Origin of the sequence: Stenotrophomonas sp. Pemsol, from assembly GCF_003586545.1 — a bacterium.
Lineage (GTDB): Bacteria > Pseudomonadota > Gammaproteobacteria > Xanthomonadales > Xanthomonadaceae > Stenotrophomonas > Stenotrophomonas sepilia.
Genome location: NZ_CP025780.1, coordinates 2,373,019 through 2,398,012 on the forward strand (window position 1 = coordinate 2,373,019; position 24,994 = coordinate 2,398,012).

The following is a 24,994-nucleotide window of genomic DNA, read 5'->3' on the forward strand; positions in this document are numbered from 1 at the left end:
CCGTCCCCTTTTTTGCTTCATCATTCGGCGATGACCGTTCCCGTTGCCCGCCTCTCAAGTTTCTACCTGTTCTACTACGCGGCGCTCGGCGCGTTCACGCCGTACTGGAGCCTGTTCCTGACCGCGCGCGGCATGAGCGTGACCGCGATCAGCGTGATGATGGGCCTGTGGTACGCCACCCGCGTGATCGCACCCAGTACCTGGACCTCGCTGGCGGCCGCATCACCGCGGCCGATCCGCCTGCTGCGCGTCGGCTGCGTGCTGACCCTGCTCAGCTTCGCTGGCTTCCTGCTGCCACTGCCGCAGCCGTGGATGTACCCGGCGATGATCGTGTTCTGCTTCTTCTACAACGCGGTGATGCCGCAGTTCGAGTCGATCACCCTCACCCACCTGGGCAACGACAGCCACCGTTACGGGTTGATCCGGGTCTGGGGTTCGCTCGGCTTCATCGCCGTGGTCACCTTGTTCGGCTGGCTGATCGAAGGCGATGGCGCCGGCAACCACGCCGGATTGTTGCCGTGGATGATGCTGCCCCTGTTCGTGCTGCTGGTTGCCTCGGCCTTCAGCAACCACTACGCGCGCGGCATCGGCAAGACTGCGGGTGACACCAGCGGCTTCTGGCAGATCGTGCGCCGACCGCCGGTGCTGGCGTTCTTCCTGGCCGCCTTCATGGAACAGCTGTCGTTCGGCCCGTACTACACGTTCTTTTCGGTCTACATGGACCATCACGGCTACCGTACCTCCACCCTTGGCCTGCTGTGGACCATCGGCGTGGTCTTCGAAGTGGGCGTGTTCTTCACCATCGGCCGCTTCTTCCGCCGCTACGACGCCAGCTGGATGCTGCTGATCGCGCTGGTCAGTTCCTGCCTGCGCTGGGCCGTGACCGCACTGTTCCCGGAGAACCTGCCGGTGATGCTGCTGGCGCAGACCGCGCACGCGCTGGGCTTTGCCGCGTTCTTCGCTGCAGCGATGCAGATGCTGGCGACCTACTTCCCCGGTCGTCTCAACGGCCACGGCCAAGGACTGCTGTACGGCTTTTCGTCCGGTGTCGGCGGTGTGCTGGGCGCGCTCATTGCCGGCCAACTGTGGAAGATCGACGACGGCCGCACCGCGTTCCTGGCCGGCAGCGGCTTCGCCCTGATTGGCGCCCTGCTCTGCTTCTTCGCGCTGAGCCTGCCGCTGATACGCGCGCGCCGGACCCACGGCGCACACTGACAACGCTCCGATTCAGCGCTGCAGCAACACCTGCTGCAGCGATGGCAGCAGCACGCGGTTGCCATGCGCGCTGAGATGATCGCCATCGAAGAACAGCGGGCGGCCATCGCGCTGCGCGGGACATAGCGCGTCGTCGCACAGCACCGGCATCGGGTCCCACAGCACGCCACCGGGCAGTCCATCAACCACCTGCCGCAGGCTGCCCAGCATCGGCGCACGCAGCGCTTCCATCGCCTCGCGCGTGCTGTCCAGGCCATTGCGGCAGACTTCGTTGCGCGAATTGAATCGGTCCGAGCAGCGATAGGGCGGCGCCGGCAGCACCGGCTTGGGCGCCTCCAGCACGATGCGCACACCGCGCTCGGCCAGTGGCTTCCACTGCTTGATCGCCTCGACCGCTTCGGCCTCACGCCCTGCCGCGGCCTCCGCTGTCAGTTCGCCCGCCAGCTGCGCCCGCGCATCGAACAGCACGAACTGATCGGACAGGCGCGGCATCCGCAGCGACACCAGCACCACGGCATCGCCCGGCTGCGCGCGCCGCGCGATATCGGCGAACACCGCGGCATCGAAATCAGCGCAACCGGCACCCGCCCCACGCCACTTCTGCAGGCTCACCTGCGGGCATCCGCCGCGGCCATAGAGGGAGACCTCCGAGCCGGTTTCCAGCGCCAGCCGCTGCAGCAGCTCGATGTAAGCCATCGCATGCGAATCACCGGCAACAAACACCCGCTTCGGCGCGCCGGCCGGCGTCGGGCGGTCGCAGTTTCCACGGGCAAAGGTCCGCGCACTGCCGCCTTCGAAACGATGCTTGGCAGCCAGCAGAGCGCAATTGGGATAATCGCCAGCCACGCTCTTGCCATTGGGGTACCAATCGGCCGGATGCCGGCTGACGGTACTCAGCGACAGTCGTGGCGCCTGCTGATAGAGCAATGCCTGGATACCGGCGGCGCACAGCAGTACGACCGCGCCGGCCAGCACCCAACGCCCGGGGCGCAGGCGCTGCGCCAACGTGCCGCGGAACGGCTGTTCCACCCAGCGCCACGACGCCCATGACAGCACCAGTACCAGCACCATCGCAGCGATCATCTGCCAGGGTGTCTGCAGGCCCACGGTCCAGCGCATCAGCACGAACACCGGCCAGTGCCACAGATACAGCGAGTACGAAAGCAGACCGATGCGGCGCATCGGAGCGCTGGCCAACAGGCGCGCCACCCATGCCTGCGGATGGTGATGCAGCGCCCAGAGCAGGCCCGCGGTGGCGAAGGCCGGCAGCAGGCCGTCAGGCCACGGCGAGCGCCCGGCACGCGAGGACCATAGCGCCCACCCCAGCAGGGCCAGCGCCATCATGGCCAGCAGGGAAAACACCGGCGCAGCGCGCTTCAGTGCCTGACTGGTTGCCGGGTCCAGCGATTGCCGCACGTGCAGCAGCTGGAACAGCAGCACGCCCAGCCCCAATTGCCAGAGACGGGTGCTGGTGGCGTAGAACGCCCACGATGGCGGCGCCTCGCGCAGACCCAGCACCGCAGCGTGCAGCAGCGATGCCATGCTGACCAGTGCGAACAGGCCCAGGCTGATCCAACGCCCGCGCGCGCCACGTGCCCAGGCCAGGAACAGCAACGGGAACAGCAGGTAGAACTGCTCTTCCACACCCAGCGACCAGGTATGGGTATAGGGATTGAATTCGGCCTTGGGCGCGAAGTAATCGTTGCCGATCGCCGCCAGCACCCAGTTGCTGAAGCCGAACAACGCCATCAGCCCCGTCTTGTCGCTGGCTTCGCTGAGCCACGACTCGGGAATGAACAGCACGCTCGCCACAAAGGTCAGCAACACGCACGCCAGCAGCGCTGGTGCAATGCGACGGATGCGACGCGCATAGAAGCGCAGCATCGACTGCCCCAGCGACAGCGGCGGCAGCCGGTGTACTGATGCGCTGACCACGAAACCGGAGATGACGAAGAACACATCCACGCCAGTGAACCCGCCTGGCAACCAGGCCGGGTCCAGGTGGAACACGATGACGGCCAGCACCGCGATCGCGCGCAGGCCGTCAATGTGCGGCACGTAGCCGCGGCTTGGATCAGCGGTCATCCCTTCCCCCATGGCCGCGACGGCAGCGCGCCCGCGGCGGTCACGCGCTTACCAGACCAAGTCGTCCGGCACCTGGTATTGCGGGTCCGCGTACGGATCCTCCTCGGCCGGCGCATTCGGATCGACCTTCAGCGCCACCGACGCGGCGAACACCGCCTCGGACTGCGCCAGCACCTCGGCGGTCACCAGCAGGTAGCGGCCATTGAGCTGGACCACCCCAAGCTCGCCGGCATTGAGCGCGGTCAGCTGTTCGGCGGTCACATAGATGCGCTTGATCTTGCCGCCATATGGGAAGTGGCGGGCGATATCGGCCGCTTCCGAGTTCAGGCTCTTGTCCTTCAGCAGTTCTTCCAGCTTGGCCTTGGCCTCGCGGCGCACACGCGCCTCTTCCTGCTTCAGGCGCTCGGTCTCGATGCGCTCTTCCTTTTCCTTCTGCGCGCGGATGGCGTAGGCCTTGGCCAGGTCCATCTCTTCGGCGCTGCGCGGCTTGCGCGGGCCCTGCTGGCCTGGGCCACGTGACTGGCCGGGCTTGCCCGGGCCGCCGTGGCCATGCCCACGACGCTCGCCGGGCTTGTGCTCGCCCTTGCCAGCGCCCTGCGGCTTTCCATTGCCGTTGCCACCCTTGCCCTGCGGGCGACCATCACGGCGGGGGCCATCATTCTTGCGCTCGGGCTTGGGCGCAGGCTTGAAGCCCAGGCCCATCAGCTGGTCGCGGAGGGTATCGCTCATAGGATTCGGATCAGTAGTGCGGCGGCGGCGGTTCGCTCGCCGGATCGGAAGAATTCAGCGCGTTGCGGACCTTGCCCAGGTCTTCCAGCAGCACGCGCAGCACGTCGGCGTTGCGCATGCCCTGCATGCGGGCATCGGCCAGCGCATCGCTCAGTTCGGCCAGCGCCTGTTCCTGGAAGGACACGCGCATTTCCAGTTCGACCAGGCGCGCTTCCAGCGCCTGCTCGCGTTCGGTTGGCAGCAGATCAGACATGCAGCGAGCGCCCCCGGCCAATGCCGTAGTACGCCAGGCCCGCCGCTTCCACATCCGCCGGCTCGTACAGGTTGCGGCCGTCGAACACCACCGCGTCCTTCAACTGCTCGCGCAGCATCTGGAAATCGGGGCTGCGGAACTGCTTCCACTCGGTCACCACGACCAGTGCATCGGCCCCCTGCAGCGCCTCGTCGGCACTGCTGCAGAACACCAGATCATCGCGCTCGCCGAAGATGCGCTGCGACTCGTGCATCGCTTCCGGATCGTAGGCACGCACCGTCGCGCCGCCTTCCCACAGCTGCGCCAGCAGGCGACGGCTGGAGGCTTCGCGCATGTCATCGGTGTTCGGCTTGAACGCCAGGCCCCACACGGCAAAGGTCTTGCCACGCACACCTTCGTCTTCACCCTTGTCGTAATGACGCTGGATGAGAGCGAACAGATGGCCCTTCTGCGCGTCGTTGACCGCTTCCACGGCGTTCAGCAACTTCGGCTCCAGGCCGGCCTGCTGCGCGGTGCGGGCCAGCGCCTGCACATCCTTGGGGAAGCACGAGCCGCCGTAACCGGCGCCCGGGTAGATGAAATGCCAGCCGATGCGCGGATCCGAGCCAATGCCCTGGCGGACCTGCTCGACATCGGCGCCGACACGTTCGGCGATGTTGGCGATTTCGTTCATGAACGAGATCTTGGTCGCCAGCATCGCGTTGGCGGCGTACTTGGTCAGCTCCGCCGAACGCACGTCCATTTCCACCACGCGGTCGTGGTTGCGGTTGAACGGTGCGTACAGGCGCCGCATCACCGCCACCGACTCGGCGCTGGTCGCGCCGATGATGATGCGATCCGGGCGCATGCAGTCGGCGACAGCGTCGCCTTCCTTCAGGAATTCCGGGTTGGACACCACATCGAAGGCGATGTCCGCGCCACGTGCCGCCAACTCTGCGGCAATGGCGGCACGCACCTTGTCGGCGGTGCCCACCGGCACCGTCGACTTGTTGACCACCACGGTCGGCACGCTCATGTGCCGCCCGATGGTGCGGGCCACAGCCAGCACGTACTGCAGATCGGCACTGCCATCCTCGTCCGGCGGCGTGCCGACGGCGATGAACACGACCTGGCCGTGGCCGATCGCGGCCGCGGCATCGGTGGTGAACGCCAGCCGCGACGCGGCGTGGTTGGCCTTCACCATCGGCTCCAGGCCCGGCTCATAGATCGGGATGATGCCCTGGTTGAGGCCATCGACCTTGGCCTGGTCGATATCGACGCAGACCACCTGGTGGCCGACGTCGGCCAGGCAGGTACCGGTCACCAGCCCTACATAACCGGTACCGAAAATCGCAACGCGCATGTCCGTGCAGGCTCCGTGGTCGCTTACGGCAGGACGCCCAGCAGCTCGACGTCGAAGGTCAGAGTCGCGTTCGGGCCGATCGGGCCACCCGGGGTGCCGTTCTCACCGTAAGCCAGCTCACCCGGGATCCAGAAGCGGTACTTCGAACCGACCGGCATCAGCGCGACGCCTTCGGTCCAGCCCTTGATCACCTGGTCCAGGCCGAACTCGGCCGGCTGGCGACCATAGGAGCTGTCAAACACGGTGCCGTTGAGCAGCTTGCCTTCGTAGTTCACGCGCACCTTGCTGCTCGGCAGCGGGCGCTCGCCGCTACCCGGGCGGATGATCTGGTACTGCAGGCCAGACGGGGTGGTCACCACGCCCGGCTGGGTCTTGTTCTTGGCCAGGAACGCGTTGCCTTCCTCGCGGTTGGTCTGCGCAGCGGCAGCGGCCTTGGCCTGCATCTCGGCCTGCTTGCTGCCCATGAAGGCCTGGATGGTGGCGGTCGCGTCAGCTTCCGTCATCTTCGGCTGGCCCTTGCTCAGACCTGTGCTGATCGCGTCAAACAGCGAGGCGACATCGATGTCGTCCTTCAGCTGTGCCAGCGACGGGCCGACCGAGTACGAACCGATCATCTGCGACACTTTGACGCGATCGACCTTCGGCGGCTGCGAACCCGGCGCCATGCCCGGCACCTGCTGGCCACTGCGGGCCATCACGACCTGGCGCAACGCGGCATCGGTGGCCTTGGCCTGTTCCTGGGTGATCTGCGGCTGCAGGCCTTCGAACGAACGCTCCACGGCAGTGCGCAGCGCGGCCACATCGATCTCATCGGCGATCGGGGTGAACGACTTGGCGACATCAAGGCCGATGGCGTAGCCGAGCTTCTGCTTGGGGGAATTCAAGGTTGCGGTCTCCTTGGCGGCTGCGGGGGCAGCCGGTTGTTGCGACAGAGCGACACCCGAAGTGCCCATCGCCAGAATCAGAACCGACGCCGCGGCGCCGCGCATTCCCATCTTCATTCGCTGCATTCCTGGAAGTGTCTGGGCGCCGACGTCGGCGCGAAAAGAAACATTGTCGCACGCATGCCGTCGATGTCGAGGCATCCGTGCCGGATATCAATGCGTGGCGGCTGCGGCCAGCGCCTTGTCGATGGCGGCGGTCAGCTGCGGATCGTCCGGCGTTACCTTGCTGGCGAACTGGGCAATGACCTTGCCATCGCGGCCGACCAGGTACTTGTGGAAGTTCCAGCCCGGCGCCACGCCGGTGGCCGCGGTCAGCCTCTGGTACAGCGGCGTGGCCTGTGCACCGACGACATGCACCTTCTCGAACATCGGGAACCTGACGCCGTAGGTGAGCGTGCAGAAATCCTGGATCTGCTTTTCGTCACCGGGCTCCTGGCCCTTGAAATCGTTGGACGGGAAACCGAGCACGGCAAAGCCGCGGCCGGCATAACGCTTCTGCAGCGCCTCCAGGCCTTCGTACTGAGGGGTATAGCCGCACTTGCTTGCGGTATTGACCACCAGCAGTACCTGCCCGTGGTAGCGCTGCTGCAGGTTGACCTGCTGCTTGCTGGCCAGTGGGCGGTACTCCAGGTTCAGCAGATCGGCCGCCAGCACATGGCCGGAACCGGCCAGGCCGGCCACCAGCAGGGTCAGCAGGGACAGGCCGCGCAGGCGGCGCGGGATAACGGTCGGCAGGGGCATCGAGAGCGGTCCGCGGTAGCCATTCACAGGGCCGGCCGGTAGCGGCCGGGAATCGGCCGAACTATAGCACCGCCCCTCGCCCCCCCTTGTTGCGGCAAGCGCCAGCGGCTTTGCGCGGCGTGGCGTCTTCCCGCTGGCCTTACCAACGACGGCGCAGTGATGACATAGCATGGACAACACTGAATGGCAGGCGGAACTGGACCAGCCCGCACATCAAATTTATTTCCCTTTCCAATCAAATGGATAAGAGGATATTTCAGCAATTTGACCACCCCTGCCATCAGTTGGGGACGGCAGGGGGTTGCACCCAGGCGTGCCGGTGTTATAGTTGCATACAACACCAGTCACCTGAGACAGGGGGAAGCCATGAACGCCCGCATCCGTCGCAACCTCACCGCACCCGCGGCCGCTGCTGTTTCGACCCTGATCGTGCTGGCCTGGCTGGCCACGCCCACCACCCCCGCCTCTCCCGACAGTGCGCAGGACGCAACCGCTGCACCGGCCGGGAACGCCGATTCCTCCCCCCCTCCCCCGCGTCGGCTGCACAGCTCCCTGTCCATGCCGTATTTCTCGTTCGCCCAGCCGCTGACCCCACGGAGCTGAATATGAGCGACATCCAGTGGAGCGACGGCGCTCCCATCTACCGTCAATTGAAGGAGCGCGTGATCGCCATGATGCTCGACGGAATCCTGAAGCCGGGCGATGCCCTGCCTTCGGTGCGCCAGGTGGCCGCCGACTATCAACTCAACCCCATCACCGTTTCGCGCGCCTACCAGGAACTGGCCGATGAAGGCCTGGTCGAGAAGCGCCGCGGCCTGGGCATGTTCATGACCGAGCAGGCGGCCACGCAGCTGCGCAGCAGCGAGCGCGAGCGCTTCCTCAACGAAGAATGGCCCGCGGTGCTGGAGCGCATTCAGCGCCTGGGCCTGAGCCTCGACGAATTGCTGCCCCAGGGGAACGTCTGATGAACAGCACTGCAAGCGAACCCGTCATCACCGCGCGAGGCCTGCGCAAGGCCTACAGGACCACGGTAGCCCTCGACAACGCCAGCTTCAGCATTCCGAGCGGGCGCATCGTCGGCTTGATCGGCCCCAACGGCGCCGGCAAGACCACCGCACTGAAGGCCATCCTCGGCCTTACCTCGGTGGAAGGCGACCTGAGCGTGCTCGGCCGCGATCCGCGACTGCATCGCGACGAGCTGATGAATGACATCTGCTTCATCGCCGACGTCGCTGTGCTGCCGCGCTGGCTGAAGGTGCGCGAGGCGATCGACTTCGTCGCCGGCGTGCACCCGCGCTTCGACCGGGCCCGCTGCGAGCGCTTCCTGGCCAATACCAAGCTGCAACCGAAGCAGCGCGTGCGCGAACTGTCCAAGGGCATGATCGTGCAGCTGCACCTGGCGCTGGTGATGGCCATCGACGCCCGCATCCTGGTGCTGGACGAGCCCACTCTCGGCCTGGACATCCTCTATCGCAAGGAGTTCTACCAGCGCCTGCTGGAGGACTACTTCGACGAACAGAAGACCATCATCGTCACCACCCATCAGGTGGAAGAGATCGAGCACATCCTCAGCGACGTCATGTTCATCCGGGATGGCCGCATCGTGCTCGACGCGGACATGGACGACGTCGGCCAGCGCTACACCGAGCTGCTGGTCAATGCCGACCAGCTGGAGACCGCGCGTGCGCTGAAGCCGATCGACGAGCGCAGCCTGGCGTTCGGCAAGACCGTGATGCTGTTCGACGGCGTGCCGCGTACCCAGCTCTCTACCCTTGGCGAGACCCGCAGCCCGGGCCTGGCCGATCTGTTCGTCGCCATCATGAAGGGGACCTACGCATGAATGCCGTCAACCACCCCGTCAGCCCGATGGGCACCCTGCGCTGGCTGCTCAAGCGCGAGTACTGGGAGAACCGTGGCGGTTTCCTGTATGCACCGTTGATCGCCGGCCTGATCTCGCTGGTGATGAGCACCATCGGCATCGCCTTCGGCCTGTTCGCCCTGCACCGGGCCGCGCGTGATGGTGGCCTGCACATCGACGGCGAAGACGTGAACATCAACGGCCTGGACCTGGCCCTGCTGACCCGCGACATCAGTGCCAAGGACCTGGCTGACCTCGGCAACGGCCTCGACCTGACCCTGGTGCTCAGCTCGGCCTGGCCGTTCCTGGTACTGGCCTTCGTGGTGTTTTTCTATTGCCTGGGTGCCCTGTACGACGACCGCCGCGACCGCAGCATCCTGTTCTGGAAGTCACTGCCGCTGTCGGATACCCAGACCGTGCTGTCCAAGGTGATCAGCGCACTGATCGTGGCCCCGCTGATCGCGGTGATCGCCGGCATCATCACCATGTTCGGCTTCATGCTGGTGATCAGCATCGTCGCGCTGATGCACGGCGGCAGCCCAATGACCCTGATCTGGGGCCCGGCCAGCCCGCTGACCCTGGCAGCCGGCCACCTGGCCTGGATCCCGGTCTACGCCCTGTGGGCCCTGCCCACCGCCGGCTGGCTGCTGCTGTGCTCGGCCTGGGCCCGCAGCAAGCCGTTCCTGTGGGCGGTGATGCTGCCGCTGTTCGCAGGCGTCATCGTCAGCACCACCAAGGTGATGCCGCTGATCGGCCTGACCACGGGCTGGTTCTGGCAGAACATCGTTGGCCGACTGCTGCTGGGCGGCGTACCGGGCACGGACCTGGTGTATCGCCTCAGCGCCGAGGAAGGCACGCGTCGCGACCTCGAATCGGTGGTCAGCCTGATGTCGCCGGCCTCGCAGCTGAAGTCACTGGCGATGCCGGAACTGTGGATCGGTGCTGCCGTCGGCTCCGTGTTCATCGTCCTTGCCATCCGTCTGCGCAAGCGCGCCGGCGAGATCTGATTCCATCCACCCGGAGGCACCACCCATGCGTTCCCTGCTCGCCTGTTCTGCGTTGTTGCTGTTGCCGCTGTCGGCGCTGGCCGCCGATGCTCCGAACTGCAAGTTCACCGCTGCCCGCGCGCTGAAGCTGGACGTGGCCGGTGCCAAAGCGGTGGTGTTCGAGGTCAACCAGCATGACCTGAAGGTGGTCGCCAGCCCCGGCGGCGGCCAGTTGGCTGGCCGTGCCTGCGCGTCCAGCCAGGAATGGCTGGACCAGCTGGTACTGGACCAGCGCAGGGTGGGCGACAAGCTGGTGGTGAGTCTGCGCCGCGAGGGCCGCGACAGCGGCATCAGCCTGGGCAGCAGCTACGCCTGGCTGGACATCCGTGGCAGCGTGCCGGACAACCTGCCCCTGCAGCTGAAGGTCGGCTCCGGCGACGCCAGCGTGGACAACGCGCAGTCGCTGAGCGTGGATGTCGGCTCCGGTGATGCAATCGTGCGTGGCACCCGCGGCAGCATCCACGCAGCGGTGGGTTCGGGCGACCTGGACATTGATGGCGGCAGTTCGCTGAACCTGCTTTCGCTGGGTTCCGGCGACGTCAAGGTGCGCAACATCGGTGGCGATGCGGTCACCGGCACTGTCGGTTCGGGTGATCTGAAGATCAGCGATGTCCGCGGCAACGCACGACTGGACACGGTCGGTTCCGGCGACATCGGGTTCAAGCGCGTGCAAGGCAACGTCGAGGTCGGTGTGGTCGGCTCGGGCGATGTTGATCTGTCCGACATCGGCGGCAATGTGCATGTGCGCAGCCACGGCTCGGGGGACATCCAGGTCGATGGCGTGCGCGGCAGCCTGACCGTCGACCACAGCGGCAGCGGCGATGTCGGCCACCGCAACGTCAGTGGCACCGTCACCCTGCCCCGTAAAAAGTAACCGCTAACGGATCGATCGAGGAAACTGCCATGAATCTGCTGCGCGTGCTGCCTGCCACCCTGCTGTGCCTGCCGCTGATCGCCTGCGGCGGCACTTCTTCCGCACCCGACAAGACCATCGGCAAGAGCGTCGCCGAGGCCACCAGCGGCGTCGGCCAGACTGTCAAGGAGGCCATGGACGATGCCCGCAAGGACATCACCCAGGGCAACATCAAGATCTCGGCCGACAAGCAGCCGCGTGCCGAGATCACCCCGGATGGCCGCCTGCTGATCGCCGGCAAGGAAGTGGCCGCCAACGAAACCCAGCGCCGCCAACTGCAGGAGTACCGCGGCCACGTGGTCGCCATTGCAATGGATGGCATGGATGTCGGCCTGGCCGGTGCCAAGCTCGGCGCCAGTGCTGCCGGAGAGGCCCTGAAGGGCATCTTCAGCGGCGACAGCGAGGGCATCGAGAAGCGGATCAATGCCGAGGCGGAGAAGATCGAAGCCCAGGCCAAGCGCATCTGCAACCGCATGCCGGCGATGCTGGCCAGCCAGCAGGCGCTGGCCGCATCGCTGCCCGCGTTCAAGCCCTACGCCACAATGGACCAGAGTGACGTCGACGACTGCGGCAAGGACACCGTGGTCCAGCGCTAGGCCTGTGACAGATCAGCGCACCCGGCCGGCAGCGGCGCCCCGCTGCCGGCCGTCACGTGCCGACCGGCTTACAATGGCGGCCCCGGACGCCCCCGAACCGAATGCCATGAAGAAGTTGTTCCTGCTGCTGGCCGCCCTGCTCTGCCTGGGCCTGGTCGGCTGTGACAAGGATTACCGCAACCACCGCGCCGAGCGCGGCAAGCCCAAGATTTCCGTCAGCGAAGGCATGGTGACCGTGCGTCGCCCGCCGGCACCGAACATCATCATCCTCGGCGATGGCACGATGAAGGTGGACGAGATCCAGATCCCGCTGGACGAAGGGCAGAAGCAGATGCTGCAGACGATGTTCGGCAGGCTGCAGGTGCTGCGCCAGAACACCCTGGTCGCCGCCCCGGCCGATCCCAACATGCAACCGGTGAAGATCCAGCCGCCAGAGGGCATGGAAGTGATTCCGGCGGACCTGGTCCAGCGCATACCCGAGTTCAAGGATTACACCGACACGTTCGGCAACATCGTCGCCGACCGTCGCTGAAGCAGAAACGCCGCCCCTGGGCGGCGTTTCCTTTTGTAGAGCCGAGCCCATGCTCGGCTGCTGCCCGGAACCTGAGCCGAGCATGGGCTCGGCTCTACAACCAGCAGATCAACCGCCGGCGCCACCACCGCCAGCCTGGATGCCACCTGCGGTCAGTGCGGTCGGATCCAGCAGGCGCCGCAATTCGGCCTCCTCCAGCCCGCTGTCTTCCAGTGCCACGTCCAACACCGGGCGCTGTTCCTTGTAGGCACGCTTGGCGATGGCCGCGGCCTTCTCGTAGCCGATGATCGGATTCAATGCCGTGACCAGGATCGGATTGCGCGCCAGCGCTTCGGCCACACGGTCCTCGCGCACTTTCAACCCGGCGATCGCGCTGTCGGCCAGCAGCCGCGACACATTGGCCAGCAGGCCGATGCCATCGAGCAGGTTCACCGCGATCAGCGGCAGGGTGACGTTGAGCTGGAAGTTTCCGGTCTGCCCGGCCACGGTGATTGCCGTGTGGTGGCCGATCACCTGCGCGCAGGCCATCACGGTCGCTTCCGGAATCACCGGGTTGACCTTGCCCGGCATGATCGAGCTGCCCGGCTGCAGCGCCGGCAGTTCGATCTCGCCCAGCCCGGCCAGCGGACCGGCATTCATCCAGCGAAGATCATTGGCGATCTTGATCAGCGCCACGGCCAGTGCATTGAGCTGGCCCGACAGTTCCACGGCATCATCCTGCGCGGCCAGGCCCTCGAACTTGTTCTCGGCGCTGTCGAACTTGAAACCGGTCTGTTGCTTCAGTGCCTTGGCCACCTGCGCGCCGAAGCGCGGGTCGGCATTGATGCCGGTGCCGATGGCGGTGCCACCCAGCGGCAGGCGGCGCACGCGCCTGAGGCTGTCTTCGATCCGCTCCTGCGCCGAGGCCAGCTGTGCCGACCATGCGCCGAACTCCTGCTCGAAGGTCAGTGGCATCGCGTCCATCAGGTGGGTACGGCCGGTCTTGACCACCTTGCGCAGGCTGCGGCCCTTCTTGTCCAGGGTCTTGCGCAGGTGCACCAGCGCCGGCAGCAGCTGCTCATGCGTCGCCAACACCGCCGACACGCGCAGCGCGGTCGGAATCACGTCGTTGGAGCTCTGCCCCTGGTTGACGTGGTCATTGGGGTGCACGGCGGTCTTGCCCGCCTTGCCGGCACGGTTGGCCAGTGTGGCGATGACCTCATTGGCATTCATGTTCGACGACGTGCCCGAACCGGTCTGGTAGACATCGATCGGGAACTGCGCATCCCAGTTGCCGGCGGCCACTTCGGCGGCAGCGGTCTGGATGGCCTTGGCCACGTTCTTCGGCAGATGGCCCAGCTCCGCGTTGACGCCCGCGGCGGCGCCCTTGATCAGGCCCAAGGCACGGATGAAACCGCGCGGCATGCGCTGGCCCGACACCGGGAAGTTCTGCACGGCACGCTGGGTCTGCGCGCCCCACAGGGCGTCGGCAGGCACCTGCAGCTCGCCCATGCTGTCGTGTTCGATTCTGAAACCCTTGCTTGCAGCTTTGCTCATTGCATCAACTCCGCACTACTTCAGTTGGGGAAAGGGAAGCGGCGGCTGGCAGGGTGTCGCTTCCCGGGCTGGCGGCTGCGCCAACGATACTCCCTTGCCCGCAGCGTGGGATGACGAGCGCGGGCCAGATCGTTCCGTCTGCACGGCCGTTGTGCACGCGCAGGGGTAGTGCCGGCCGCTGGCCGGCACCATGGAAGCGTAGGCCGGGCGTGGTTGCCGGCCAGCGGCCGGCACTACCTGACCGGCACGTCGTAGAATATGGCCCCCGCCGCTCGCCCCAGCCCTGCCGACATGTCCGATTCCGCCCTGCTCGCCCTGTCCCCGCTCGATGGCCGCTATGCCGGCAAGGTCGACGCCCTGCGCCCGATCTTCTCCGAGTACGGCCTGATCAAGGCCCGCATCACGGTCGAGGTGGAATGGCTGCTGGCGCTGGCCGCCGAGCCGGGCATCGTCGAACTGGCCCCGTTCTCCGACGCCGCCGTCGCCCGCCTGCGCGCCCTGGCCGCCAGCTTCAGCCCGGCCCAGGCTGCACGCGTGAAGGAGATCGAGCGCACCACCAACCATGACGTCAAGGCGGTGGAGTACTTCATCAAGGAACAGCTGAAGGACGACGCCGAGCTGGCTCCGGCGATGGAATTCGTGCATTTCGCCTGCACCAGCGAAGACATCAACAATCTCAGCTACGGCCTGATGCTGGAACAGGCCCGCCGTGAAGTGCTGCTGCCGACCCTGGACGGCATCGCCAGCACCCTGCGCAGCCTGGCCCACGCCCAGGCCGGCCAGCCGATGCTGTCGCGCACCCACGGCCAGACCGCCTCGCCGACCACCTTGGGCAAGGAACTGGCCAACGTGGTCGCGCGCCTGGAGCGCCAGCGCAGGCAGATTGCCGCGGTCGAACTGACCGGCAAAATCAACGGTGCGGTCGGCAACTACAACGCCCACATCGCCAGCTACCCGGACGTGGACTGGCCTGCCTTCGCCGAGCGCTTCGTGACCGGCCTGGGCCTGGTATTCAACCCGTACACCACGCAGATCGAGCCGCACGACAACGTGGCCGAGATCGGCGATGCCGCACGCCGCGCCAACATCATCCTGATCGACCTGGCCCGCGACATCTGGGGCTACATCTCGCTGGGCTACTTCAAGCAGCGCCTGAAGGAAGGCGAAGTCGGCTCGTCGACGATGCCGCACAAGGTCAATCCGATCGACTTCGAGAATGCGGAAGGCAATTTCGGCATCGCCAACGCCCTGTTCGAGCACTTCAGCGCGAAGCTGCCGATCAGCCGCTGGCAGCGTGACCTGACCGATTCCACCGTGCTGCGTGCGCTGGGCACGGCGTTCGGCCACAGCCAGGTGGCACTGGATTCGCTGGCCAAGGGCCTGGGCAAGCTGGAGGTGAACCCGCAGCGCCTGGATGCGGATCTGGACGCGGCCTGGGAAGTGCTGGCCGAGGCCGTGCAGACGGTGATGCGCCGCCATGGCCTGCCAAACCCGTACGAGCAGCTGAAGGCGCTGACCCGCGGCCAGGGGATCACGGCCGAGTCGATGCGTGCGTTCGTGCAGGGGCTGGAGCTGCCGACGGATGCGAAGCAGCGTCTGCTCGAGATGACCCCGGGCAGCTACACCGGTCTGGCCGAGGCGCTGGCAAAGAAGATCTAAGGGGTTTGCTTGCGGCGGCGGCCGCGGGCGCTGCCTGCGGCAGGCTTAACTGCAACTGCAACGTCAAAGGCGGCTCTGGGTTACTGCCTCGCTTGGCGGGGCGGGTTGGGTTCGCGGGGGACGCCGTGAATCCGTCCGTGGAGGCTTGGCCGCGGCATCCATGCCGCGGACACCCCCGCGAACCCAACCCGCCCCACCTCTGACAGGTTTCCGGTGACGGATCGAAGAGCATTGGGTTGTCGGGACGGAATTTGAAAGAGGGACGCGGCTTCGCCGCGTCCCTCTTTGTTTGCGGAGGTTTTGTAGAGCCGAGCCCATGCTCGGCTGATTTTCGCGTGGGCAAAAGCAAGCCGAGCGTGGGCTCGGCTCTACAAGGGCATGAGCAAGCGCAGCGCGCGACCCGCTTTTGCCTTTGATTTTCCTCTTCCATTCCGTGGCGGGCCACGCAGGAAACTGTCAGGGGCCGGGCGGGTGGGCTGCGCGGGGGGGACGTGCTTGCAGCGTCCCCCGCGCAGCCCACCCGCCCGGCCAAACCCATGAAGCCGGTCGACTAACAGTCGACCCTACCAAGATGTCGCCACGAGGGGCTCCGCCGTTGGCCGGAACCCCGCGACAAACCACCACACGTGCGCAATCCCCACGAACGGCGGACAATGGAGATCTTGGCGGCCCGCCACGCCGCCCCTCCCGCTTTCCGCTGCAAGGATTCCCCCCCATGGCCGCCCGCAAGTCCTCCGCCCCCCTCATCGAAGTCACCGCCCGCCCCGGCCAGCCGCTGGGCATGGCGCCGGCCACCTTCCTGCGCGACTTCTGGCAGAAACGCCCGCTGCTGATCCGCAACGCCTTCCCCAACTTCCAGACCCCGGTGCAGCCGGAAGACCTGGCCGGGCTGGCCTGCGAGGAAGGCGTGCTTGCGCGCCTGATCGAGCACGACAAGACCCAGGACGGCTGGCGCGTGCGCACCGGCCCGTTCCAGGAAGACGTGTTCCCCGCCCTGCCCGACCACGACTGGACCCTGCTGGTGCAGGACGTGGACAAGTGGGACCCGGATGTGCGCGCCCTGATCGAGCACTTCAGCTTCCTGCCGCGCTGGCGCATGGATGATGTGATGATCAGCTTCGCCGCTACCGGCGGCTCGGTCGGCGCCCATGTCGACCAGTACGACGTGTTCCTGCTGCAGGCCCACGGCCACCGCCGCTGGCAGATCGACGCCAGCGAATCGATCAAGGGCAAGCAGCCGCCGCTGGGCTTCCGCCCGGACGTGGAACTGAAGCTGCTGAAGGTGTTCAAGCCGACCCACGACTGGGTGCTGGCGCCGGGCGACATGTTGTACCTGCCGCCGAACGTGCCGCACCACGGCGTCGCCGAGGATCCCTGCCTGACGTTCTCCTTCGGCATGCGCGCGCCGTCCTCGGCCGAGCTGATCAGCGACTACCTCGACACCCTGATCGCCGATGCCGACGAGAACATCCGTTACCAGGATGCCGACCTCAAGGTGCCGGCCGACCCGAACGAAATCGACACGGTGGCGATGGCGCGGGTGATCACCGCGCTCAACGCCATCCGCATGAACGACCCGGACAAGCTGGGTGACTGGTTCGGTCGCTTCATCACCACCTACCGCGCCGCCGGCGAAGTGATGGCCCACCAGGCCGCACCGGCACCGGAGGAAGTGGTCCAGGCGCTGGCCTCCGGCCTGCTGCTGCAGCGCCACCCGTGGGCACGCCTGGCCTGGCGCCGGGCCAAGCGCGGCGCCAGCCTGTACGTCAGCGGCCAGGACTTCGCGCTGCCGGTGAAGGACGCGCAGCGCCTGGCCGGCGCCGAGCAGCTCGACGCCGCCGCCTATCGCGGCCTGTCCGACAAGGGCCGCGCGGTGGTCCAGCAGCTGTTGGTCGGTGGCGTGTTCCAGCTGATCGATCCGAACGAGGTGTACGACGCTGAAGAGGAGGACGACGGCGAAGACGCCGTGGTCCTCGGCGAAGTGGTCGAAGGCCGTGACCGCGTCGACGCGATCGACGCCGACGCGGTGTCCGACGATGTCCACTCCGTGACCGTGCACGACGACGGTATCGAGGTCATCGTCAACTTCGAGGACGACGACGAAGACGACAGCACTGGCCGGGCCTGAGCCCTCACCATGATCCGGGTCCAGCAGGTCAGCCACGCCGACGCCCACGTTGCCATCCACGACGTGCGCCAACGCGTGTTCGTGCAGGAACAGGGCATCGCCGCCGAACTGGAACGCGATGCGCTGGACCCGCTCAGCGCCCATGTGCTGGCGCTGGACAGTGACAACCAGCCGGTCGGCACCGGTCGGCTGGCCCCGGACGGCCGCATCGGCCGCATGGCGGTGTTGGCCAGCCATCGCAGCCACGGGGTCGGTGAGGCCCTGCTGGAGGCACTGGTCGAGGCCGGGCGCAGGCTCGGCATGGCCGAGCTGCACCTGCACGCCCAGCTGCCCGCCCGCGATTTCTATGCCCGCCAGGGCTTCCTGCCGGAAGGCGAGGCGTTCGAGGAGGCCGGCATCGGCCACCAGCAGATGCGCCGCCGGCTGGGCGCGACCAGCGCGATCGACCGCCGCGCCGAGGCGGTGGCCATCACCACGGCCATCGTCCACCGCGCCCGCCGCCAGCTGTGGCTGCACAGCCGCCAGCTGGACCCGGGACTGCTCGACGCGGCGCCGGTGCAGGCCGCCCTGCGCCGCTTCGTCACCGCCCGCCACGACAAGCAGCTGCGGGTGATCGTGCACGATGCCGCTGCGATCGCCTCTGCCGGGGCACCGCTGCTGGCGCTGGCCCAGCGCTTGCCGAGCGTGATCCAGTTCCGCGAGGTCAGCGACCCGGTCGACCGCGCGCTGGCCTCTTCCTGCCTGCTCAACGATGCGGGCGACTTCTACTTTCGTCTGATCGGCCATCGCCTCGACGGCGAGGCCGGTATCGCGCTGCCGGCACGTTCGCAGCCGTTCGGGCAGCAATTGCAGCGCGTCTGGGACCGTTCGCGCGATTGCAGCGAACTGCGCGCGCTCGGCATCTGAGCCGGCGCCGCTGACCCAACCTGTCTGGAACCGGCACCGGCGGACGTGGGATGCCCGCAGTGGTGCCCCTTCGTGTCCCGTTGGGGGTACAATTTGGCTGTTTGAACGCGCCCGCGCAGGGCTATTCATCTTCCTGCCGGGTCCTTCTGAAGCCATACCCCACAAAGCGAATCAACACCCTCCATCGTGGACAATCAACTGAAGCAGTTTGCGCAATCTTCGCAACTCGCCGGCGGCAACGCCTCCTATGTCGAGGACCTGTACGAGCAGTACCTGGTCTCCCCGGATAGTGTCGATCCCAAATGGAAAACCTACTTCGACGGCTTCAAGGGCCGCGAAGCAGGTGACATTCCGCACTCGGCCGTCATCTCCCACATCGCGGACGCGGCCAAGGATGCGCTGAAAGCTGGCACCGGCACCGGTGCGGGCGACGAGCGCGAGCGCAATGTCGGTCGTCTGATCACCGCCTACCGCTCGCGCGGCCACCTGGACGCCCGCCTCGATCCGCTGGGCCTGGCCGCGCCGGTGAACACCCCGGACCTGGGCCTGCCGTTCCACAGCCTGTCCGATGCCGATCTCAACAGCGAGTTCAGCACCGGCGGCGTCGGCGGCCAGCCGCGCATGAAGCTGCGCGACCTGCTCGCACGCCTGAAGGCGACCTACACTGGCTCGATCGGTGCGGAGTTCATGCACATCTCCGAGGTCGAGCAACGCCAGTGGATCTACAAGAAGCTGGAAGCGGCCGGTGGCAACTACCAGCTGGACGCTGACACCCAGCGCCGCACCCTGGAGCGCCTGACCGCGGCCGAAGGCCTGGAGCGCTACCTGCACACCAAGTACGTCGGCCAGAAGCGCTTCTCGCTGGAAGGCGGCGACTCGCTGATCCCGATGATGGACACCATCATCCGCAGCGCCGGCAAGGATGGCGTCAAGGACGTGGTGATCGGCATGGCCCACCGCGGCCGCCTGAACGTGCTGGTCAACACCCTGGGCAAGAACCCGCGCAAGCTGTTCGACGAATTCGAAGGCAAGTTCGAGCACGACGAGCACGCGTCGGCCGGCGACGTGAAGTACCACATGGGCTTCTCCGCCGACGTGGCCACCGACGGTGGCCCGGTGCACCTGGCGCTGGCGTTCAACCCGTCGCACCTGGAAATCGCCGACCCGGTCGTGGCCGGTTCCGTGCGTTCGCGCCAGGAGCGCCGCAAGGACACCGCACGCAAGCAGGTCATGCCGATCCTGATCCACGGCGACGCGGCCTTCTCCGGCCAGGGCGTGGTCATGGAGCTGTTCCAGATGTCGCAGGCCCGCGGCTTCGCCGTCGGCGGCACCGTGCACATCGTGGTCAACAACCAGGTCGGCTTCACCACTTCCAACCCGCTGGATACGCGCTCCACGCGCTATGCCACCGACGTGGCGAAGATGATCGCCGCCCCGGTGCTGCACGTGAACGGCGATGATCCGGAAGCCGTCGTGTTCGCCGCGCAGCTGGCCTTCGAGTTCCGCCAGAAGTTCGCCAAGGACGTGGTCATCGACCTGATGTGCTACCGCCGTTGGGGCCACAACGAGGCCGACGAGCCGGCGATCACCCAGCCGCTGATGTACCAGGTGATCCGCAAGCACCCGACCACCCGCGAGATGTATGCCGAGCAGCTGGAAAAGGCGGGCGTGATCGCCGCCGGTGCCGGCAAGGCCATGGTCGATGCCTACCGCGAGAAGCTGGACGCCGGTGAAGTGACCACCGAGCTGGCCAAGGTCGAGAAGACCCCGCCGAGCAGCCCGCTGTTCGTCGATTGGCCGAAGCTGCTGGAAGGCAAGCTGTCCGACCCGGTCTCGACCAAGGTCGAGAAGAACAAGCTGGTCGAGCTGGCCAAGCTGATCAACACCATCCCGGACGAAGTGCAGCTGCACTCGCGCGTGGCCAAGGTCTACGACGACCGCCGCAAGATGGCCGCCGGCGAGATTCCGGGCGACTGGGGCTTTGCCGAGAACCTGGCCTACGCCACCCTGCTCGACGAAGGTCACGCACTGCGCCTGGTCGGCCAGGACGTCGGCCGCGGTACGTTCACGCACCGCCACGCGATCCTGCACGACCAGAAGACCGACAACTACTACATGCCGCTGCGGCAGCTGGTGGATTCGCCGGAGAAGGCCACCGTCATCGACTCGCTGCTGAGCGAAGAAGCGGTGATGGCCTACGAGTACGGTTTCTCCACCACCGATCCGAACACGCTGTGCATCTGGGAAGGCCAGTTCGGCGACTTCGCCAACGGTGCCCAGGTGGTGATCGACCAGTTCATCGCCGCCGGTGAAGCCAAGTGGGGCCGCATTTCCGGCCTGACCCTGCTGCTGCCGCATGGCTATGAAGGACAAGGCCCGGAACACAGCTCGGCGCGCCTGGAGCGCTTCCTGCAGCTGTGCGCCCTGGAGAACATGCTGGTTGTCGTGCCGTCGACCCCGGCCCAGGCCTTCCACATGCTGCGTCGCCAGCTGCACATGACCACCCGCAAGCCGCTGGTGGTGATGTCGCCGAAGTCGCTGCTGCGCCACAAGCTGGCCGTGTCGACCCTGGACGAACTGGCCAATGGCGAGTTCCAGCACCTGATCGGCGACGCCAATGCCGATGCCAAGAAGGTCAAGCGCGTGGTGCTGTGCTCGGGCAAGGTCTACTACGACCTGCTGGAAGACCAGACCAAGCGTGGCCAGGACGACGTGGCGATCATCCGCGTGGAGCAGCTGTATCCGTTCCCGCGTGCGCTGCTGGCTGCCGAGCTGAAGAAGTACGGCAAGGCCACCGACGTGGTGTGGACGCAGGAAGAACCGCAGAACCAGGGCGCGTGGTACCAGATCCGCCACCACCTGCAGTTCTGCCTGGCCGATGGCCAGAACCTGCACTACGCCGGTCGCGCACGTTCGGCGTCGCCGGCTGCCGGTCACATGGCTGACCACGTCCGCGAGCAGCAGCAGCTGATTGCCGACGCACTGGTCAACCCGTTCAACGACACGTTCGCTGAATAATCCTCCCCCTATTTAGAAGACAAACCAGGAAGCTCCCGCAATGGCCACCGAAGTCAAAGCCCCGGTACTGCCCGAATCCGTCGCCGACGGCACCATCGCCACTTGGCACAAGAAGGTGGGCGACGCCGTCAAGCGCGACGAAAACCTGCTTGACCTGGAAACCGACAAGGTCGTGCTGGAAGTGCCGTCGCCGGTTGACGGCGTGCTGAAGGAAATCAAGTTCAAGGAAGGCGATACCGTGACCTCCAGCCAGGTCGTGGCGATCATCGAAGAAGGCGCCGTAGCTGCGGCTCCGGCCCCGGCCGCTGAAGAGAAGAAGGCTGAAGCCGCACCGGCCGCCGCTGCTCCGGCCGCAGCCGCCGCTCCGGCTCCGGCTGCCAAGTCGGCCGCCGACACCCTGCCGCCGGGCGCCCGCTTCACCGCCATCACCGAAGGCGTGAACCCGGCCGACGTCGACGGCACCGGCCGTCGTGGTGCAGTGACCAAGGAAGACATCGTCAACTTCGCCCGCAACGGCGGCGCCGGCAAGGCCGGTGGTGCACGTCCGGAAGAGCGCGTGCCGATGACCCGCATCCGCAAGCGCATCGCCGAGCGCCTGATGGAGTCGAAGAACTCCACCGCCATGCTGACCACCTTCAACGAAGTCGACCTGTCCAAGGTGTCGGCGGCGCGCAAGGAACTGCAGGACGAGTTCGTCAAGGCCCACGGCATCAAGCTGGGCTTCATGAGCTTCTTCGTGAAGGCCGCTGCCAACGCGCTGCAGCGCTTCCCGCTGGTCAACGCCTCGATCGACGGCGACGACATCATCTACCACGGCTACTCGGACATCTCGATCGCCGTGTCGACCGAGAAGGGCCTGGTCACGCCGGTCCTGCGCAACGTCGAGCGCATGTCGTTCGCCGACATCGAGAAGACCATCGCCGACTACGCCAAGAAGGCACGTGACGGCAAGCTGGGCCTGGAAGAACTGCAGGGCGGCACCTTCACCGTGACCAACGGCGGCACCTTCGGTTCGCTGCTGTCGACCCCGATCATCAACCCGCCGCAGAGCGCCATCCTGGGCATGCACGCCATCAAGGAGCGTCCGATCGCCCAGAACGGCCAGGTCGTGATCGCGCCGATGATGTACCTGGCGCTGTCCTACGACCACCGCATCATCGACGGCAAGGACTCGGTGCAGTTCCTGGTGGACATCAAGAACCAGCTGGAAAACCCGGGCCGCATGCTGTTCGGCCTGTAAGAAACCTCCCGCCCCTCCGCGCCTGCGCGGAGGGGTTCTGGTAATGCATCAAGGAATAATTCAATGGCTGAACAATTCGACGTCGTCGTCATCGGTGCCGGCCCGGCCGGTTACCACGCTGCCATCCGCGCGGCCCAGCTGGGCCTGAAGACCGCCTGCATCGACGCAGCGCTGGGCAAGGACGGCAAGCCGGCCCTCGGCGGCACCTGCCTGCGCGTGGGCTGCATCCCGTCCAAGGCGCTGCTCGATTCCTCGCGCCAGTTCTGGAACATGGGCCACATCTTTGGCGACCACGGCATCAGCTTCAAGGATGCCAAGATCGACGTCGAGGCGATGATTGGCCGCAAGGACAAGATCGTCAAGCAGTTCACCGGCGGCATCGGCATGCTGTTCAAGGCCAACAAGGTCGCCGCCTACTACGGCTTCGGCCAGCTGCAGCCCGGCAACGTGGTCAAGGTGAAGCAGCACGACGGTTCGGAAGTCGAGCTGAAGGGCACCAACGTCATCATCGCGGCCGGTTCGGATTCGATCGAACTGCCGTTCGCCAAGTTCGACGGCGAGACCATCGTCGACAACGTCGGCGGCCTGGACTTCACCGAAGTGCCGAACCGCCTGGCGGTGATCGGTGCCGGCGTGATCGGCCTGGAACTGGGCAGCGTGTGGAAGCGCCTGGGCGCTGAAGTCACCATCCTTGAGGCCATGCCGGAGTTCCTGGCGGCTGCCGACGCCGAAGTGGCCAAGGCCGCTGCCAAGGAATTCAAGAAGCAGGGCCTGGACATCAAGCTCAATGCCAAGGTTTCCAAGACCGAGATCACCGGCAAGGGCAAGAAGAAGGAAGTCATCGTCACCTACACTGACGCGGAAGGCGAAAAGACCCTGACCGTGGACAAGCTGCTGGTGGCCGTCGGCCGTCGCGCCGCCACCAAGGGCCTGCTGGCCGAAGGCACCGGCGTCAAGGTCAACGAGCGCGGCCAGATCGAAGTCGACGCGCACTGCCACACCGGCGTCAACGGCGTGTGGGCGGTCGGCGACTGCGTGCGCGGCCCGATGCTGGCGCACAAGGGCTTCGAGGAAGGCATCGCGGTGGCTGAGCTGATCGCCGGCCTGCCGGGCCACGTCAACTTCGACACCATCCCGTGGGTCATCTACACCGAGCCGGAACTGGCCTGGGTCGGCAAGACCGAAGCCCAGCTGAAGGCCGAGGGCATTCCGTACAAGGCCGGCAGCTTCCCGTTCGCCGCCAACGGCCGTGCCGTGGCGATGATCGAGCCGGCGGGGTTCGTGAAGATCCTGGCCCATGCCGAAACCGATCGCATCCTCGGCATGCACCTGGTTGGCGCCAACGTCTCCGAACTGGTGCACGAAGGCGTGCTGACCATGGAGTTCAGCGGCTCGGCCGATGACCTGGCCCGCATCTGCCACGCCCACCCGTCGCTGTCGGAAGTGATCCACGACGCCGCGATGGCGGTCAGCAAGCGCGCCATCCATAAAGCGAACTGATCGTCCACCTGGTAGTGCCGGCCGCTGGCCGGCTTCACCCGGATTCAAGAAGCCCCGCCTCGGCGGGGTTTTTTGTTGCTCATTTTCCTGTAGCGCCGAGCATTGGGCTCGGCGCTACACCTTTCCAGCGGGCTTCTTCGGTGGATCGTCACAGATCCGATGCTGCACCACCGTCTCGCCGACCTTCCATTCCTTCGTTACCCGGCAGCGCTCCCTGTCCCCGGGCCCCGTCGAAGCCTTCGCCCCAGCAGCATTCGCTTCGTCAGCACCGGCTGCCTGCTGGCGCTCCAGCCGCACCGAAGGCGATGCTGGAGGAGCGGCCTGTAGCGGGCCCGCCAACAGGGCCAGACCGACCAGCACCACCGCCCTCATGCGGGCACCGCCCGGCCACCGAGCATGCGCGCCGGCAGCATGAACAGCGCGCGCAGGAAGGCGAACAGCGCCGAGAAGGTGATGCCGACCAGTCGGAACGGCAGGCTCAGCAGCCACACGAACGGCCAGGCGATCAGGGCGAGGATCGCCAGCGGCCAGCACAGTACGAACAGCAGGCACCACACACCGAGCGCGAACAGGGTCTTCATCACGGTCTCCTTGGGACGGCACCCTGCCGCCTGCGGACACCTTGGCGCCCTGCCCTGGCGCCGGCAAACAGTTTGCGACGAAACCGGGCTGGCGGCGATGAAACCGGTCCAGCGCAGTGCAACGCCACGCCCATGCCCGGCTGCGCTTCGTGGCGACCGCATGGAACCCGCG

22 protein-coding genes are annotated in these 24,994 nt (G+C 66.5%); 14 read left to right on the forward strand and 8 right to left on the reverse strand.

The annotated features are described in order from the left end of the window. Nucleotides 1-30: 30 nt before the first annotated feature. Nucleotides 31-1,215, forward strand: coding sequence for an MFS transporter (locus PEM_RS11085; protein WP_095379099.1), 1,185 nt, complete (start codon nucleotides 31-33; stop codon nucleotides 1,213-1,215). Nucleotides 1,216-1,227: 12 nt separating this feature from the next. Here the strand turns inward: PEM_RS11085 and PEM_RS11090 are convergent, their stop codons facing one another. The 6 genes from PEM_RS11090 to PEM_RS11115 form a co-directional block, all read right to left on the reverse strand. Further along, complete coding sequence (locus tag PEM_RS11090; RefSeq protein WP_095379097.1) at nucleotides 1,228-3,300, reverse strand: acyltransferase family protein; 2,073 nt, start codon at nucleotides 3,298-3,300, stop codon at nucleotides 1,228-1,230. A gap of 48 nt (nucleotides 3,301-3,348) precedes the next feature. Beyond that, nucleotides 3,349-4,029 carry a DUF2058 family protein gene (locus PEM_RS11095; protein WP_005417446.1) on the reverse strand — a complete coding sequence of 227 codons (681 nt, stop codon included), beginning with the start codon at nucleotides 4,027-4,029 and terminating at the stop codon, nucleotides 3,349-3,351. Between the two features lie 10 nt (nucleotides 4,030-4,039). Further along, complete coding sequence (locus PEM_RS11100) at nucleotides 4,040-4,282, reverse strand: SlyX family protein (protein ID WP_005410256.1); 243 nt, start codon at nucleotides 4,280-4,282, stop codon at nucleotides 4,040-4,042. Next, nucleotides 4,275-5,624, reverse strand: a complete 1,350-nt coding sequence (locus PEM_RS11105) for a UDP-glucose/GDP-mannose dehydrogenase family protein (protein WP_053499456.1) — start codon at nucleotides 5,622-5,624, stop codon at nucleotides 4,275-4,277. Before PEM_RS11105 ends, PEM_RS11100 begins: the two co-directional genes overlap by 8 nt. A gap of 23 nt (nucleotides 5,625-5,647) precedes the next feature. Beyond that, the gene (locus tag PEM_RS11110) at nucleotides 5,648-6,625 is read right to left on the reverse strand and encodes an FKBP-type peptidyl-prolyl cis-trans isomerase (protein ID WP_014037761.1); all 978 of its coding nucleotides are present in this window, start codon (nucleotides 6,623-6,625) and stop codon (nucleotides 5,648-5,650) included. A 96-nt stretch (nucleotides 6,626-6,721) separates the two neighbouring features. Next, complete coding sequence (locus PEM_RS11115; RefSeq protein WP_095379095.1) at nucleotides 6,722-7,309, reverse strand: glutathione peroxidase; 588 nt, start codon at nucleotides 7,307-7,309, stop codon at nucleotides 6,722-6,724. Between the two features lie 366 nt (nucleotides 7,310-7,675). Here PEM_RS11115 and PEM_RS11120 point away from each other — a divergent pair, with 366 nt between their 5' ends. The 7 genes from PEM_RS11120 to PEM_RS11150 all read left to right on the forward strand — a co-directional run bounded on the left by PEM_RS11120 (nucleotide 7,676) and on the right by PEM_RS11150 (nucleotide 12,254). Further along, nucleotides 7,676-7,912 (forward strand): hypothetical protein, encoded by a 237-nt coding sequence (locus tag PEM_RS11120; RefSeq protein ID WP_032954303.1) that lies wholly within the window; start codon nucleotides 7,676-7,678, stop codon nucleotides 7,910-7,912. 2 nt (nucleotides 7,913-7,914) lie between these two features. Further along, nucleotides 7,915-8,274, forward strand: a complete 360-nt coding sequence (locus PEM_RS11125; protein WP_005417481.1) for a GntR family transcriptional regulator — start codon at nucleotides 7,915-7,917, stop codon at nucleotides 8,272-8,274. Then, complete coding sequence (locus PEM_RS11130) at nucleotides 8,274-9,149, forward strand: ABC transporter ATP-binding protein (RefSeq protein ID WP_005417484.1); 876 nt, start codon at nucleotides 8,274-8,276, stop codon at nucleotides 9,147-9,149. Before PEM_RS11125 ends, PEM_RS11130 begins: the two co-directional genes overlap by 1 nt. Continuing rightward, nucleotides 9,146-10,174 (forward strand): ABC-2 transporter permease, encoded by a 1,029-nt coding sequence (locus tag PEM_RS11135; protein WP_111127411.1) that lies wholly within the window; start codon nucleotides 9,146-9,148, stop codon nucleotides 10,172-10,174. Before PEM_RS11130 ends, PEM_RS11135 begins: the two co-directional genes overlap by 4 nt. 25 nt (nucleotides 10,175-10,199) lie before the next feature. Then, nucleotides 10,200-11,087 (forward strand): DUF2807 domain-containing protein, encoded by an 888-nt coding sequence (locus PEM_RS11140; RefSeq protein WP_111187576.1) that lies wholly within the window; start codon nucleotides 10,200-10,202, stop codon nucleotides 11,085-11,087. Nucleotides 11,088-11,116: 29 nt separating this feature from the next. Continuing rightward, nucleotides 11,117-11,722 carry a hypothetical protein gene (locus PEM_RS11145; protein ID WP_111178808.1) on the forward strand — a complete coding sequence of 202 codons (606 nt, stop codon included), beginning with the start codon at nucleotides 11,117-11,119 and terminating at the stop codon, nucleotides 11,720-11,722. Between the two features lie 106 nt (nucleotides 11,723-11,828). Continuing rightward, entirely contained in the window at nucleotides 11,829-12,254 is a 426-nt protein-coding gene (locus PEM_RS11150; protein WP_032953534.1) for a hypothetical protein, read from the forward strand. Nucleotides 12,255-12,362: 108 nt separating this feature from the next. Here the strand turns inward: PEM_RS11150 and PEM_RS11155 are convergent, their stop codons facing one another. After that, nucleotides 12,363-13,790 carry a class II fumarate hydratase gene (locus PEM_RS11155; RefSeq protein WP_111174684.1) on the reverse strand — a complete coding sequence of 476 codons (1,428 nt, stop codon included), beginning with the start codon at nucleotides 13,788-13,790 and terminating at the stop codon, nucleotides 12,363-12,365. Nucleotides 13,791-14,081: 291 nt separating this feature from the next. On the opposite strand from PEM_RS11155, the gene purB reads away from it, so the two are divergent. From purB to lpdA, 6 genes are all read left to right on the forward strand, one after another. Then, a complete protein-coding gene (gene purB, locus PEM_RS11160; protein ID WP_111174683.1) occupies nucleotides 14,082-15,449 on the forward strand; it encodes an adenylosuccinate lyase in 1,368 nt (455 codons plus the stop codon). A gap of 715 nt (nucleotides 15,450-16,164) precedes the next feature. After that, nucleotides 16,165-17,577, forward strand: coding sequence for a cupin domain-containing protein (locus PEM_RS11165; RefSeq protein ID WP_119706102.1), 1,413 nt, complete (start codon nucleotides 16,165-16,167; stop codon nucleotides 17,575-17,577). A 9-nt stretch (nucleotides 17,578-17,586) separates the two neighbouring features. After that, nucleotides 17,587-18,483 (forward strand): GNAT family N-acetyltransferase, encoded by an 897-nt coding sequence (locus PEM_RS11170; RefSeq protein ID WP_111174699.1) that lies wholly within the window; start codon nucleotides 17,587-17,589, stop codon nucleotides 18,481-18,483. Between the two features lie 186 nt (nucleotides 18,484-18,669). After that, nucleotides 18,670-21,501, forward strand: coding sequence for a 2-oxoglutarate dehydrogenase E1 component (locus PEM_RS11175; protein ID WP_005417518.1), 2,832 nt, complete (start codon nucleotides 18,670-18,672; stop codon nucleotides 21,499-21,501). Nucleotides 21,502-21,541: 40 nt separating this feature from the next. Beyond that, nucleotides 21,542-22,741 (forward strand): dihydrolipoyllysine-residue succinyltransferase, encoded by a 1,200-nt coding sequence (sucB, locus tag PEM_RS11180; RefSeq protein ID WP_053499860.1) that lies wholly within the window; start codon nucleotides 21,542-21,544, stop codon nucleotides 22,739-22,741. A gap of 63 nt (nucleotides 22,742-22,804) precedes the next feature. Then, nucleotides 22,805-24,241: a dihydrolipoyl dehydrogenase gene (lpdA, locus tag PEM_RS11185; protein WP_005417523.1), complete on the forward strand. Its 1,437-nt coding sequence runs from the start codon at nucleotides 22,805-22,807 to the stop codon at nucleotides 24,239-24,241. A gap of 368 nt (nucleotides 24,242-24,609) precedes the next feature. Here the strand turns inward: lpdA and PEM_RS11195 are convergent, their stop codons facing one another. Next, the gene (locus tag PEM_RS11195) at nucleotides 24,610-24,822 is read right to left on the reverse strand and encodes a hypothetical protein (protein ID WP_005417525.1); all 213 of its coding nucleotides are present in this window, start codon (nucleotides 24,820-24,822) and stop codon (nucleotides 24,610-24,612) included. Nucleotides 24,823-24,994 lie beyond the last annotated feature (172 nt).